The sequence below is a fragment of the Mycolicibacterium sp. TUM20985 genome (assembly GCF_030295745.1).
Classification (GTDB): Bacteria; Actinomycetota; Actinomycetes; order Mycobacteriales; family Mycobacteriaceae; genus Mycobacterium.
Map to the genome: position 1 here is coordinate 1028272 of NZ_AP027291.1, position 13770 is coordinate 1042041.

The 13770-nt window shown below is 66.5% G+C and carries 11 protein-coding genes; 8 read left to right on the plus strand and 3 right to left on the minus strand.

Annotated features, from left to right (window positions below):
• Positions 1-158 precede the first annotated feature (158 nt).
• Positions 159-2495 carry a UvrD-helicase domain-containing protein gene (locus QUE68_RS05055; RefSeq protein WP_284232853.1) on the plus strand — a complete coding sequence of 779 codons (2337 nt, stop codon included), beginning with the start codon at positions 159-161 and terminating at the stop codon, positions 2493-2495.
• Positions 2496-2508: 13 nt separating this feature from the next.
• On the opposite strand, the gene QUE68_RS05060 is transcribed toward QUE68_RS05055, so the two are convergent.
• Both QUE68_RS05060 and QUE68_RS05065 read right to left on the minus strand, forming a co-directional pair.
• A complete protein-coding gene (locus tag QUE68_RS05060; RefSeq protein ID WP_454786221.1) occupies positions 2509-3102 on the minus strand; it encodes a hypothetical protein in 594 nt (197 codons plus the stop codon).
• Positions 3103-3105: 3 nt separating this feature from the next.
• A complete protein-coding gene (locus QUE68_RS05065; protein ID WP_284224892.1) occupies positions 3106-4155 on the minus strand; it encodes a M23 family metallopeptidase in 1050 nt (349 codons plus the stop codon).
• A gap of 270 nt (positions 4156-4425) precedes the next feature.
• Here QUE68_RS05065 and sucC point away from each other — a divergent pair, with 270 nt between their 5' ends.
• The 4 genes from sucC to QUE68_RS05085 all read left to right on the plus strand — a co-directional run bounded on the left by sucC (position 4426) and on the right by QUE68_RS05085 (position 9856).
• Entirely contained in the window at positions 4426-5589 is a 1164-nt protein-coding gene (gene sucC, locus QUE68_RS05070; protein WP_284224894.1) for an ADP-forming succinate--CoA ligase subunit beta, read from the plus strand.
• A 12-nt stretch (positions 5590-5601) separates the two neighbouring features.
• Positions 5602-6504, plus strand: a complete 903-nt coding sequence (gene sucD, locus QUE68_RS05075; protein ID WP_284232855.1) for a succinate--CoA ligase subunit alpha — start codon at positions 5602-5604, stop codon at positions 6502-6504.
• Positions 6505-6745: 241 nt separating this feature from the next.
• A complete protein-coding gene (locus QUE68_RS05080; protein ID WP_284232857.1) occupies positions 6746-8281 on the plus strand; it encodes an acetyl-CoA acetyltransferase in 1536 nt (511 codons plus the stop codon).
• Positions 8282-8800: 519 nt separating this feature from the next.
• Complete coding sequence (locus tag QUE68_RS05085; protein ID WP_286274472.1) at positions 8801-9856, plus strand: IS110 family RNA-guided transposase; 1056 nt, start codon at positions 8801-8803, stop codon at positions 9854-9856.
• Positions 9857-9922: 66 nt separating this feature from the next.
• On the opposite strand, the gene QUE68_RS05090 is transcribed toward QUE68_RS05085, so the two are convergent.
• Complete coding sequence (locus QUE68_RS05090; protein WP_284224897.1) at positions 9923-10771, minus strand: LLM class F420-dependent oxidoreductase; 849 nt, start codon at positions 10769-10771, stop codon at positions 9923-9925.
• Between the two features lie 128 nt (positions 10772-10899).
• On the opposite strand from QUE68_RS05090, the gene QUE68_RS05095 reads away from it, so the two are divergent.
• The 3 genes from QUE68_RS05095 to sfnG are packed head-to-tail and all read left to right on the plus strand — an operon-like array spanning position 10900 to position 13742.
• Positions 10900-11415: a hypothetical protein gene (locus QUE68_RS05095; protein ID WP_284232859.1), complete on the plus strand. Its 516-nt coding sequence runs from the start codon at positions 10900-10902 to the stop codon at positions 11413-11415.
• The gene (locus QUE68_RS05100) at positions 11384-12562 is read left to right on the plus strand and encodes a type III PLP-dependent enzyme (RefSeq protein ID WP_284232860.1); all 1179 of its coding nucleotides are present in this window, start codon (positions 11384-11386) and stop codon (positions 12560-12562) included. The genes QUE68_RS05095 and QUE68_RS05100 overlap by 32 nt, the downstream gene beginning before the upstream one ends.
• Before the next feature lie 49 nt (positions 12563-12611).
• Positions 12612-13742, plus strand: a complete 1131-nt coding sequence (gene sfnG, locus QUE68_RS05105; protein ID WP_284232863.1) for a dimethylsulfone monooxygenase SfnG — start codon at positions 12612-12614, stop codon at positions 13740-13742.
• Positions 13743-13770: the final 28 nt, after the last annotated feature.

Sequence of the window (13770 nt, forward strand, 5' to 3'; positions counted from 1 at the left end):
GCGGACCGCGGGGCTCTGGGGAAAGCAGCTAGACCACGGACACCGGCGGCCGGTATCCGTAACGAAATCGTCCCTGCTGATCGAGCACGGATCGAGTGTGCCACCAAGGGCCACGTCGGCGCAAAGTGTCTCTGGTCAGCGGTAAGTTTAGGTTCGTCATGACTCAAGAAGTACTAGCGACCGCGACGGATCAACTCCACGCCGACCTTCTGGACGGGCTCAACCCCCAGCAGCGCAAGGCGGTGCTGCACGAGGGCTCCCCGCTGCTGATCGTTGCGGGCGCGGGGTCGGGCAAGACGGCGGTGCTGACGCGCCGCATCGCCTACCTGCTGGCCGCCCGCGACGTCGGCGTCGGCCAGGTGCTGGCCATTACGTTCACCAACAAGGCCGCCGCGGAGATGCGCGAGCGGGTGGTCAACCTGATCGGGCCGCGGGCCCGTTCTATGTGGGTGTCGACGTTCCACTCCACGTGCGTGCGGATTCTGCGCAACCAGGCGTCGCTGCTGCCCGGCCTCAACTCGAACTTCTCCATCTACGACGCCGATGACTCGCGGCGTCTGCTGATGATGATCGCCAAGGACATGGGCCTCGACACCAAGCGGTATTCGCCGCGGCTGCTGGCCAATTCGATCTCCAACCTCAAGAACGAGCTCATCGATCCCGACAAGGCGGCATTCGAGGCGGCCGAGGGTGAGGACGACCTGGCTCGCATCGTCGCCGAGGCCTTCGGTGAGTATCAGCGTCGGCTGCGCGGGGCCAACGCGTTGGACTTCGACGACCTGATCGGCGAGACGGTGGCCGTGCTGCAAGCCTTCCCGCAGATCGCGCAGTACTACCGGCGACGCTTCCGGCACATCCTGGTCGACGAGTACCAGGACACCAACCATGCGCAGTACATGCTCGTGCGTGAGCTCGTCGGTCACGATCTGGAGGACGGTGACGTCCCGCCCGGCGAACTGTGCGTGGTCGGTGACGCCGACCAGTCGATCTACGCGTTCCGCGGCGCCACCATTCGCAACATCGAGGACTTCGAGCGGGACTACCCGAACGCCACGACCATCCTGCTCGAGCAGAACTACCGCTCGACGCAGAACATCCTGTCTGCGGCCAACGCCGTCATCTCCCGCAATACGGGCCGACGCGAGAAGCGGCTGTGGACCGATGCCGGCGAAGGTGAGCTGATCGTCGGCTACGTCGCGGACAACGAACACGACGAGGCCCGCTTCATCGCCGAGGAGATCGACGCCCTCGCCGATCGCGGAGACATCACCTACAACGACGTCGCGGTCTTCTACCGGACCAACAACTCTTCCCGGGCCGTCGAAGACGTCTTCATCAGGGCAGGTATCCCGTACAAGGTGGTCGGGGGGGTTAGGTTCTACGAGCGCAAGGAGATTCGCGACATCGTCGCGTACCTGCGCGTACTGGACAATCCCGGCGACGCGGTGAGCATGCGCCGCATCTTGAACACGCCCCGCCGCGGCATCGGCGACCGAGCCGAAGCGTGCGTCGCGGTGTACGCCGAGAACACCGGCGCCTCCTTCAACGACAGCCTGCAGGCCGCCGCGGAGGGCCGGGTCCCGATGCTGAACACGCGCTCGGAGAAGGCGATCGCCGGCTTCGTGGCGTTGCTCGACGAGTTGCGCGGCATGCTGGGTGATGAGCTGGGCGAGCTCGTGGAGGCCGTTCTCGAACGCACTGGATATCGCCGCGAGCTCGAATCGTCAAGTGATCCGCAGGATTTGGCGCGTCTGGACAACCTCAACGAATTAGTGAGCGTCGCACACGAATTCAGCATCGACCTGGCCAACGCCGCGGCCCTTCGCGACCAGGACGGCGAATCGGTGGACGAGGACATCCCGGACACCGGTGTGCTAGCGCAGTTCCTGGAGCGCGTGTCACTCGTCGCCGATGCCGACGGAATACCCGACAGCGGTTCGGGCGTCGTCACCATGATGACCCTGCACACCGCCAAGGGGTTGGAGTTCCCCATGGTGTTCGTGACGGGGTGGGAGGACGGCATGTTCCCGCACATGCGCGCCCTGGGCGATCCGCTCGAGTTGTCCGAGGAGCGGCGGCTCGCCTACGTCGGCATCACCCGCGCCCGGCAGCGCCTGTACCTCAGCCGGGCGAAGGTGCGGTCGTCCTGGGGACAGCCGATGCTCAACCCGGAATCCCGCTTCCTGCGCGAGATTCCGCAGGAGCTGATCGACTGGCGGCGCGTGGAGGCCCCGCAATCGTCCTTCGGTGTGCCCGTGAGCGGGGCGGGTCGCTTCGCCGGCACGCCTCGGCCTGCGCCGGGGAGGACGGCCGCTGCGCGCAACCGGCCCGTCATCAGCCTGGAGCCGGGAGATCGCGTCACACACGACAAGTACGGGCTCGGTCGCGTGGAAGAGGTGTCCGGGATGGGTGAAGCAGCGATGTCGCTGATCGACTTCGGCAGCGCAGGCCGAGTCAAGCTGATGCACAACCACGCGCCGATCCAGAAGCTGTGACTAGGGAATAGAGCTAGCGGCACCAGCGCCCGGTGGCGGGCAGGGCGGCCAGCACGATGCTGGCAATCGGCAGGACCGGAATGGCGTAGACGATCCGTGGCAGGTCGGCCCCGGCGACGAAGAGGCCGGCGAAGATCATCAGCGCGACGATGGCGCCGACCACGATCAGCAATCGGCCGATGCGACGGCGCAACAGCAGTGAGATCAGGCCACCGATGGTCGCTGCTGCGGATACCGCCGACAGGAAACCGATTGCGATGCAGAACAGTTCGTCAGTCTGCCACCAACCGCTTATCAACGATGTGGCGATCACCGCGGTCGCCCACCCGCTCAGAATGCTGACGGTCGCCGTCGCCGACGCGATGGCGGGGGAGGGCCGGGCCGGACGCGCGGCACTGACCGGCAGCGGTGCGGCGCGCGGAATGTAACTCGTCTGCGGGTCGAGGGGGCCCGACGGCGTTGCGGGCGCGGCGGGAAACGGTCCGGTGGGCTGTCGGCGAATGATGCCGGTGTGCTGTTCGGTGGCGTCGGGAGCTGGGCTGGCGGCGGCCTCTGGCTGCCGCCGGATGATGCCGGTCTGGTCGGAGGGAGGTCCGCCGGAGGTCACGGGTCAGCCGACGTAGCTGCCGGGGCTCAGTCCCTTTGCCGCGAGCCACGGCACCGGATCGACGAAGTCCTTGCCGTTCTTCAATACCGAGAAGTGCAGATGCGGGCCGGTCGACTGGCCGCGGTTGCCGATCGTGGCGATCTGGTCGCCCGCCATGACCCGCTCGCCGACGCTGACGAGCCAAGTGTTGACGTGGCCGTACAGCGTGACGGTGCCATCGGCGTGCCGGATCTTGACCCAGGCGCCGTAGCCGGCAGTGGGACCGGCGTCGGTGACCACGCCGTCCGCCGCCGCCACGATGGGCGTACCGATCGAGTTCGCGATGTCGATGCCTGCGTGCAAAACGCCCCAGCGGTAACCGAATCCGGACGTCCAGACACCGCGGGCGGGCATTTCGTACATCGGCCTGGCGAGGCGAGCCTCGCGCTCGGCGCGCTCGGCGGCGAAGGCTGCGCCGTTGGCGAGTTCCTGGCTGTGCACCGCCTCGCTGGCGACGGGGGTGACGGTGACGATCTGCATTCCGTCGGCGGAGCCGGTGATGACGCCGCCGTCGACGAAGGCGTTGGGACCCGCGGCGACCATCTGCTCGACGGGGGCCTTGTCGCTCGTGTTGACCACCGAGTAGGCGGCCGCTGCGGTGGCGCCGGCGGCCATCGCCGCGGCGACCAGGCGGGCCTTGACGGCGCCGTCGCCAACCTTGCGGTGCAGACCGCGCCGTGCCGACATGTCGATGACGTCGGTGTTCTGCATGCCATCGCTGACATCCGTGCGGCTGTCGCGGTAGGCGTGGGCGGAACGACGCTCGTCGCCGCTGGAGGCGCGGAACTGAGACGGGACGGCCAGCCGCAGGGAGACCAGATCGTCGGTGTCGTGCAGGTCGTCGAGCTCGGGGGCGCGGATGACGCGCGATTCGCGATCGAAGGCGGAGGTGTTGCTGAAGTCGAGGTCTTCGAGATCACCGAACTCGTTGAACGGGATGATGTCGGTGATGGTGGCGTCGTAGGGGGTCGCTGGCGCTACTCGAGTGCGTCGAGTGGAACCTTGCTCAGCCAACCCAGATGTCCTTCGCGCCGTGACCGTACCGTGACTTTGACCATGGGCACGTTAACCAAATTCCAATGTTGGTGGCAACCCGTGCGCTCATTCCGCCGAAGATTGTGACTTGTATCACTCACGACGGTCGGTGAGATGGACCACAGCATCGGTGGGCGGTGTCGGTCACATCGGCGCGTGTGGATATGGTTCCCCAGAGCCCTTTCGGCCGAAACGTAGATAGTCAACCCAACAGTCAGAGCAGACAGACTAGGGAGCTTCGAAAAGCCCATGGATCTCTTCGAATACCAGGCGAAGGAGCTGTTCGCCAAGCACAACGTGCCCACCACCCCGGGCCGGGTGACCGATTCGGCGGAGGACGCCAAGGCGATCGCCGAGGAAATCGGCAAGCCGGTCATGGTCAAGGCGCAGGTAAAGGTCGGCGGCCGCGGCAAGGCGGGCGGCGTGAAGTACGCGGCCACCCCCGACGACGCCTTCACCCACGCCCAGAACATCCTGGGCCTCGACATCAAGGGTCACGTCGTCAAGAAGCTCCTCGTCGCCGAGGCCAGCGACATCGCCGAGGAGTACTACATCTCCTTCCTGCTCGACCGTTCCAACCGCAGTTACCTGGCGATGTGCTCGGTCGAGGGCGGCGTGGAGATCGAAGAGGTCGCCGCGAACAACCCCGATCGTCTCGCCAAGGTTCCCGTCAACGCCGTCAAGGGTGTCGACCTCGCCTTCGCACGGGAGATCGCCGAGCAGGGCCACCTGCCCGCCGAGGTGCTCGACGCCGCCGCCGTGACCATCCAGAAGCTCTGGGAGGTGTTCGTCGGCGAGGACGCCACGCTGGTCGAGGTCAATCCGCTGGTGCGCACGCCAGACGATCAGATCTTGGCGCTGGACGGCAAGGTCACCCTTGACGCGAACGCCGACTTCCGGCAGGCCGGTCACGCCGAATTCGAGGACACGGACGCCACCGACCCGCTCGAGCTCAAGGCCAAGGAGAACGACCTCAACTACGTCAAGCTCGACGGCGCGGTGGGCATCATCGGCAACGGTGCGGGGCTGGTGATGTCGACGTTGGACGTCGTTGCCTACGCCGGCGAGAAGCACGGCGGCGTCAAGCCCGCCAACTTCCTCGACATCGGTGGCGGTGCCTCGGCTGAGGTGATGGCCGCCGGTCTCGACGTCATCCTCGGTGACAGCCAGGTAAAGAGTGTCTTCGTCAACGTGTTCGGCGGCATCACCGCCTGCGACGCAGTGGCCAACGGCATCGTCGGCGCGCTGAAGAAGCTCGGTGACGAGGCCAACAAGCCGTTGGTCGTCCGCCTCGACGGCAACAACGTGGAGGAGGGCCGCCGGATACTGGCCGAGGCCAACCATCCGCTGGTCATTCAGGCCGACACCATGGACGCCGGCGCCGACAAGGCCGCCGAACTGGCGAACAAGTAAGGGACGCTTGCTATGTCGATCTTTCTGAACAAGGACAACAAGGTCATCGTCCAGGGCATCACCGGCGGCGAGGGCACCAAGCACACCGCGCTGATGCTGAAGGCGGGTACTCAGGTCGTGGGCGGCGTGAACGCCCGCAAGGCCGGTACGACCGTCGCCCACAAGGACAAGGACGGGAACGACGTCGAGCTCCCGGTGTTCGGTAGCGTCGCCGAGGCCATGAAGGAGACCGGCGCCGACGTGTCGATCGCCTTCGTGCCGCCCGCCTTCTCGAAGGACGCCATCATCGAGGCCATCGACGCCGAGATTCCGCTGTTGGTCGTCATCACCGAGGGAATTCCGGTGCAGGACAGCGCGTATGCGTGGGCCTATAACGTACAAAAGGGCGAGAAGACCCGGATCATCGGGCCGAACTGTCCCGGCATCATCACCCCCGGCGAGTCGCTGGTCGGCATCACGCCGAACAACATCACCGGTAAGGGTCCGATCGGGCTGGTGTCGAAATCCGGCACGCTGACCTACCAGATGATGTTCGAGCTTCGCGATCTCGGCTTCTCGACCGCGATCGGCATCGGCGGTGACCCGGTCATCGGCACCACCCACATCGACGCCATCGAGGCGTTCGAGAAGGATCCCGAGACCAAGGTCATCGTGATGATCGGCGAGATCGGTGGCGACGCCGAGGAGAAGGCCGCCGCCTACGTCAAGGCCAACGTGACCAAGCCGGTCGTCGGCTACGTCGCGGGCTTCACGGCGCCGGAGGGCAAGACGATGGGCCACGCCGGCGCGATCGTGTCCGACGGCGCAGGCACCGCCCAGGGCAAGAAGGAAGCGCTCGAGGCAGCGGGCGTCAAGGTCGGCAAGACGCCGTCGGAGACGGCTGCGCTGGCCCGGGAGATCCTCGAAAGCCTGTAAGAACTGCACCGATACTGCGGTCAGGACGCGAATCCATCGAGATTCACGGCCTGGCCGCAGTTTCGTCTGAGATGGTCGGCGGTGGCGCGGCCTCATCGAGTCCACTCCGGTAGGCGACGTCGCGCCGAGACCCGTCAACCTTTGATGCCGATCGTCAACGAATGATGACGGCTCTGCTGGGGCGGGCATGTCGGGGACGCGAAGTTGGAACACGTTCCAGTTTCGGTTAGCCTGACGAACTATGCAGTTAGACCCCCATACTCCGGTCATCGTCGGCGTCGGACAGTTCACCGAACGCATCGACGACGCCGCCTACCGCGGCATGTCCGCGGTCGAGCTGGCGACCGAGGCCGTGCGGGCCGCGTTGGCGGACACCGGTGCGGACGTAGCCGCCGTGGCGGCGGCCATCGAGGTATTCGCCGGGCTGCGCCAGTTCGAGATCTGCACCCCCTTCGCCGACCCGCCACTGGGCTGCTCGGACAACTACGTGCGATCGGTGGCTCACCGCGTCGGCGCCGATCCCACCCGCGCGATCCTCGAGCCCATCGGCGGCAACGGCCCGCAAAAACTGATGACGGAGTTCGCCGGGGCCATCGCCGCGGGTGAGCACGACGTGGCGCTGATACTTGGCTCCGAGCCGGGGTCCACGGCGAAGTACTTCTCGGACAGGGATCCAAAGCCGGACTTCAGCGAACGCGTGGGCGGGCAACTCGAGGATCGCGGCTACGGTTTCGAGCAGTACATGAGTGAGTACACCGCCAAGCACGGATTGACCGGCGCGCCAGTCCAATACGGGCTGCTGGACAACGCGCGACGGGCGCGACTGGGGCTCGGCGTCGCCGAGTACCGGCGGCGGATGGCCGAGCTGTTCGCCCCGTTCTCGAAGGTTGCCGCCAAGAACCCCTTCTCGTCATCGCCGGTGGAACGTTCGGTCGAGGAGATCGAGACCGTCACCGACGAGAACCGGATGATCTGCGACCCATACCCGCGTCTGCTGGTGGCGCGGGACACCGTCAACCAGGGTGCCGCCGCCCTGCTGATGTCGGTGGCTGCGGCCCGCCGCCTCGGCGTGCCCGAGGAGAAGTGGGTCTACCTCCGCGGCCACGCCGACCAGGTCGAGCAGGACCTGCTGGACCGCGTCGACCCGAGTGTCAGTCACTCGGCGAAACAGGCTGTGGCCGAAGCGCTCCGGGTTGCGGGCATCGGCATTGACGACGTGTCGACGTTCGATCTCTACAGTTGCTTCCCGTTTCCGGTCTTCGCGGTGTGCGACGAGTTCGGGCTCGCCGCCGACGATCCGCGCGGGCTCACCCTCACCGGCGGACTGCCATACTTCGGTGGCCCGGGCAACAGCTACTCACTGCACGGTATCGCCGAGACCGTGGCCGAGATGCGGGACAAGCCAGGGGCATTCGGCCTCGTCGGTGCCAACGGCGGCGTCATGAGCAAGTACTCGGTTGGCGTGTACTCCACCGAGCCCGCCGAGTGGGCGTCCGACCATGGCAAGGCGCTGCAGCGTGACATCGCCGCGCTGCCGACGGTGCCGGTCACTCGCCACGCCAACGGCACGGGCACCATCGAGACCTACTCCGTGCGCTACGACTGGCCGGTGACGACGGGTGTGATCATCGGTCGACTCGACGCCGACGGCAGCCGGTTCATGGCACTCACCGAGGATGACGACCTGGTGGCGCTGATGCGCAACGGTGATCCGCTCGGCGCCCGCATCGCGGTGACGGCGTCGGACGACGGTGTGAACCTAGCCGCGCCGGCGTGACCGTCGACCCTTCGCCTCGAAACGGGTGCGGGTTTCCTCGTCCCGCCGAGTGACGCGGCGGCGCTCGGGCCGTGGTTCGTCGAAGACCCTGGCGACGAGTGAACTGATGCTGGGCATGGCGCTTCCCTTCGAGTGAGGGGACTGGGAGTCAGTCCCCCGTCCCTCGAACTCTTCTCAACCGGGCCGTTCCGGTCGTGAGTAGCTGGCTACGCGAATTCGTTCCGCCCGGCGAGGGTGCGCGTTCTGGGGTCTCCCGGCGGCGTGTCGCCCAACGGACACGCACTCAGTGTCATTCTCGTGGTCGCCGCTGGTGCGGTGGTTGAGTTCTTCTCACCTGGTGTTTGGCTCCGACACGCACTGCCGTCCTGCTCGGGGTCGGCTATCGAGCATTGTGCCGGCATCAGGTGGGAAGGACCGACCGGCGTGACTTGATAGGAGCGTGGCATCGCCCCCACTGAGATGTGTCCGCCGGCCGGCCCAACCTTCTACCCATCCACTAGATGAAAGAAGGCACTGCCCATGGTCGTCGTTGGAACCGACGTACACAAGCGCACCCACACCTTCGTCGCCGTCGACGAACATGGCCGCAAAGTAGGAGACAAAGTCGTCAAGGCGACCTCTGAGGGACATCTGGCGGCGTTGGCGTGGGCCAAGACCACCTTTGGTGATGACCTGCTCTGGGGTGTTGAAGATTGCCGCAACCTCTCGGCACGCTTAGAGCGTGATCTGCTCTCGGCGGGTCAGAAGGTAGTGCGGGTGGCGCCGAAGTTGATGGCACTGCAGCGGGCCAGCGCCCGTACCCGGGGCAAATCCGATCCCATCGACGCCTTGGCGGTGGCCCACGCCGTGTTGCGCCATCCCGATCTTCCCGTCGCAGCCCACGACGAGGTGTCACGCGAGCTGAAGTTGCTGGTGGATCGGCGGGAAGACTTGGTGGCGCAACGCACTTCGACGATCAACCGGCTGCTGGGCCGCATCCACGAACTCGACCCCACTCAGGCGCCGAAGAAGGCCTCCCTAGATCGGGCCAAGACTCAGATCGCCGTGGCCGCCTGGCTGGCCACCATCGACGGGCTCCTCGCTGAACTGGCCAACGACGAACTCGGCGACATCATCCGACTCACCGACATGATCGCCGCGCTCACCACCCGCATCGGCCAGGCCGTCCACGCGGCGGCCCCCACACTGCTCGCACTGCCCGGCTGCGGCGATCTGACCGCAGCCAAGATCGTGGGCGAGACCGCAGGAATCACCCGCTTCAAGAGCGAGGCCGCCTTCGCTTGTCACAGCGGGACGGCACCCATCCCGGTCTGGTCGGGCAACACCACCGGTCGGGTTCGTCTGAATCGCTCGGGCAACCGGCAACTCAACGCCGCCCTCTACCGCATCGCCCTCACCCAAATACGCATCGTCGGCAACCCTGGACACACCTACTACCTCAAACGACTCGCCGACGGCGACTCCCCCAAAGAAGCCCTACGCTGCCTCAAACGACGCCTAGCTCGAATCGTCTACAACCGCCTACAAGCCGACGAACAATCACGAAACCACCCAACCCAAACCGCCGCCGCTTGACATAGGAGCAATGCTCGCGGGAAGGGGAGAGGGGGAGGGAGGGGAGGAGGAGAGGAGGAGAGGCTGCTAGACGAGGGCGGCGAGCTTGCCCGCGAGCCGCTCGACGTAACCGGCCACCTCGGCCTCTGACTTGTCCGGCAACCCGAAGAGCACCTCGGTGACGCCGAGTTCGGCCCAGCGGGCCAGCTTGTCGGGGTCGGGCTTGAAGTCCAGGGCGACGATCTGCGGCGCACCGTCGCGGCCGGCGGCGGCCCAGGTGTCCTGCAGCAGCTTCACCGGCGCGTCGATGTCGAAGTCGCGCGGCGTGGTGATCCACCCGTCGGCGGAGCGGGAGATCCACTTGAAGTTCTTCTCGGTGCCCGCGGCGCCGACGAGGACGGGGATGTGCGACTGGACGGGCTTCGGCCACGCCCAACTGGGGCCGAACTTCACGAACTCCCCGTCGTAGGACGCTTCCTCCTGCGTCCACAGCGCGCGCATCGCCTCGAGGTACTCGCGAAGCATGGTCCGGCGCCGGCCGGGCGGGACGTTGTGATCGTTGAGTTCGTCGGTGTTCCAACCGAATCCGACGCCGAGGCTGACGCGCCCACCGGAGAGGTGGTCGAGGGTGGCGATGGACTTGGCCAGGGTGATGCAGTCGTGCTCGACGGGCAGGGCCACCGCCGTCGACAGCCGGACCTTCGACGTCACGGCGGCCGCGGTGCCCAGGCTGACCCACGGGTCGAGGGTGCGCATGTAGCGGTCGTCGGGCAGGGACTCGTCACCGGTCGTGGGGTGGGCGGCCTCCCGCTTGATCGGAATGTGGGTGTGCTCGGGCACGTAGAAGGTGTGGAAACCGTGATCGTCGGCGAGGGTGGCCGCCGCCGCCGGGGTGATGCCGCGATCACTGGTGAAAAGTACGAGCCCGTAGTCCATGACCAGAATTAGAACGTGTTCTAGTCGCTGCGCGCAAGGTGTGCCCTCGGCGTGCGAGCGGCCCCGGAGGAAATCGGGTAGCCCCCTACTCGCGTGAAGGCCGGGTGTCGGACGGGACAGTTCGATCCATGAGCACCACGGCTGGGAAGTTACGTGAATGGGTGCGGCGCTATCTGCCGTGCGAAGTGGCGGGTACGACCTGCGAGATGGGTGGCGCGGCCATCGCCTACGGGATGACCGGATCGGCCGCGGTGGCCGCCCTCGTCGCGACGATCGGGGCCTCCATCGGCTACTACGCGGCGGCCTACGTCGCCGCCGTACGCATCGCCTACCGCGCCGACCCGCGACCGTCTCGACGGCCCAGGGCGTGGACCGCGAACAATCAGGCGCTGCGCAGCGTGACGGTCGAGTTCGGACCCGCCGAAGTCATCGACAGCCTGCTCATCCGGCCGCTCGCCTTCTACGTCGGCCCCCTCCTGTTCGGCGGCATGGTCGCCGGCTGGATCTTCGCCAAGCTGGTCGCCGACGTCGGCTTCTACGTGCTGGCCGTCTTCTCCTACGAGCGATTCAAGGGACTGCTGGTCGTCGGGACCAGCATCGAGGAGGTGTCCCGTGAATCCGCACCGTCGGTCGCAGCTGCGTAGCCAGCTGAGCACCCGCGCCCGCGGCTGGCGTCAGCTGATCGCCGCCCACGGCACCCCGCTGCTGGTACTCGATCCGTACCGGGTGGCCGCGCAGTACTCGCTGCTCACCGAGAGCCTGCGCGGATTCCATCTTCACTACGCGGTGAAGGCGCTACCGCATCCGGCGGTGCTGACCGTGCTCGCGGCCAGCGGCAGTGGCTTCGACGTCGCCACCACCGCCGAAGTCGACCTCGTCGCGCGGCTCGGCGTCCCGATGGACCGCTGCATCTTCACCCACCCGGTGAAGAAACCCGCCGACATCGACTATGCGTACGCGCACGGCATCCGCACCTTCGTCGTCGACAACCCGGTGGAGGCGGCGAAGTTCGTCGGCCGCGCCCCCGACATCGGCATCCTCGTCCGCCTGGGCTTCCCGAACCCGTCGGCCAAGTCCGATCTGTCCACCAAGTTTGGGACAGCGCCCGCCGAGGCGGAACTGCTCGTCAAGCACGTCGTCGCCGCGGGCGTCCGGTTCGCGGGCTTCAGCTTTCACGTCGGCAGCCAGGGTTCGTCGGTGGCGCCCTACCGCGACGCGCTCCGCGCCACCCTCGACCTGACCAGACACGTCGAGCGGACGCTGGGACTGCACGTGTCGAGCATCGACATCGGCGGCGGGTTTCCCGTCTCCTACCGCGACGAGATGCCGGCCATCGGCGCGATCGGCGACGTGATCGACGAGGTGCTCGGAAGCAACCGGGACTACACCATGCTGGCGGAGCCGGGCCGGTTCGTCGTCGCGGACTGCATGACGCTGTTCACCAGCGTCGTCGGCAGCGCCATTAGGGCCGGGCGCACGTGGCACTACCTGGACGACGGCCTCTACGGCAGTTACTCCAACGTCATGACCGAGGACGTGCATCCACCGATCCTCGCGTTGAGCGAGTTGGAGGACGACGGCGGTCGGGCACCCCTGGAGCCCGTCACGCTGGCGGGCCCCACCTGCGACAGCGTCGACGTCGTCGCAGCCGACTATCCGATGCCGACGCTCGCGGTCGGCGACGTCGTGGTGAGCCCGTCGATGGGGGCCTACACCGCCGTGACGTCATCGCGTTTCAACGGTGTGCCCGCTACGCCGATCGTGGTGTCACCCCGCGCGTTGTACTCGTGAGGATCCTTACCCGTGACGCGCGGTATGCAAGTTGTTGAGATGACACACCATGACCACCGAGCGCATCGCCGACCACGTCAAGTTCGCCTACTGGGTGCCCAATGTCAGCGGCGGGCTGGTGACGAGCGACATCGAGCAACGCACCGACTGGAACTACGAATACAACCGGAAACTCGCGCAGACGGCGGAGAACAACGGCTTCGAGTACGCACTGTCGCAGGTGCGCTACGAAGCCAGCTATGGCGCCGAGTACCAGCACGAGTCGACCAGCTTCAGCCTCGCGCTCCTGCTGGCCACCGAGCGACTGAAGGTCATCGCCGCCGTTCACCCCGGCTTGTGGCAGCCCGCCGTGCTGGCGAAGCTCGGTGCGACCGCGGATCAGCTCTCTGGCGGCCGGTTCGCCGTCAACGTCGTCTCTGGCTGGTTCAAGGACGAGTTCACCCACCTCGGCGAGCCCTGGCTGGAACACGACGAGCGGTACCGCCGCAGTGCCGAGTTCCTCCAGGTGCTGCGCAAGATCTGGACCGAGGACGACGTTGATTTCCGCGGCGACTTCTACCGAATCCACGACTTCACCCTGAAGCCCAAGCCCGTCAACACGCCCGAGCGGCCCAATCCCGAGATCTTCCAAGGGGGTAACTCGACGGCGGCGCGACGCAACGGCGGCCTGTACTCGGACTGGTACTTCTCCAACGGCAAGGACTTCGCCGGGATCACCGAGCAGGTCATCGAGGTACGCGACCACGCCCGCACCGTCGAGCGCGAGGTGAAGGTCGGTCTCAACGGCTTCATCATTGCCCGCGATACCGAAAGGGAGGCAAGGGACACCCTGCGCGAGATCATCGAGAAGGCGAACAAGCCTGCCGTCGAGGGGTTTCGGGGCGCCGTTCAGCAGGCGGGCAACTCGACCGGGGACAAGAAGGGCATGTGGGCCGACTCCAGTTTCGAGGACCTGGTGCAGTACAACGACGGCTTCCGCACACAGTTGATCGGCACGCCCGAACAGATCGCCGAACGCATCGCCGCCTACCGCAAGCGGGGCGTTGATCTGATCCTCGGCGGCTTCCTCCACTTCCAGGAGGAGATCGAGTACTTCGGTGCGAAGGTCCTCCCCCTGGTACGCGAAATCGAGCAATCCGAAGAGGATTCGCGCGACCGGCCGGTGTTGGTCTCCGCCTGAGCAAGGCGGGCGGGCCCGCCGACGGGCG